The 523-nt window shown below is 69.6% G+C and carries 1 protein-coding gene; it reads right to left on the bottom strand.

Annotated elements, in window-relative coordinates; all coding sequences use genetic code 11:
- Positions 1–523 (bottom strand): VWA domain-containing protein (locus tag A5652_RS04895; RefSeq protein WP_156745164.1); only part of this gene is annotated, 523 nt, incomplete at both ends.

The raw sequence follows: 523 nt of genomic DNA, 5'->3' as shown, positions 1-523 counted from the left end.
TAGACGCCGTCGTGCGGATCGCTGGGATTGGAGGGTTTGTTCTCGCCGCCGTCGGAGAGCAGGACGATCCGCGCCGGCGGTGGGGCATCGCCGCCGGCGACCGCGGTGGCGCCGATCGCCTGCAGCGCGGTGAAAAGGCCTTCTCCCGTCGCGGTTTTGGGCATCGGCTTGAGGCTGTCGATGCCCGCCTTCACCGCGCCGCGGTTTGTCGTCGGGGGCACCAGTAGCGTGGCGTTGGCCGCGAACTCCACCAGTCCCAGGTTGATCGCCGGGGTCAGCTGGTCGGCGAACTGCTTGCCGGCCTCCTTGGCCGCGTCGAGGCGGTTGGGCGGCACATCGGTGGAGGCCATCGACTCCGAGACGTCGATCACCAGCATGATGACCGCGCGATTGAGCGGGATCCGGACATCCGAGGTCGGCCCCGCCATCGCGGTGGTCAGCAACACCAGCGACACGGCGATCGGGAGGTGCCGCCACGGCGACTGCGCCACGGGGGTATCGGTGTAGCGGTGCAGCCGATGGC

The sequence above is a fragment of the Mycobacterium sp. 1165178.9 genome (assembly GCF_001673555.1).
Lineage (GTDB): Bacteria > Actinomycetota > Actinomycetes > Mycobacteriales > Mycobacteriaceae > Mycobacterium.
The sequence above is the reverse complement of the archived record's forward strand: the minus strand, read 5'-3'. Positions and strand labels throughout refer to the sequence as shown.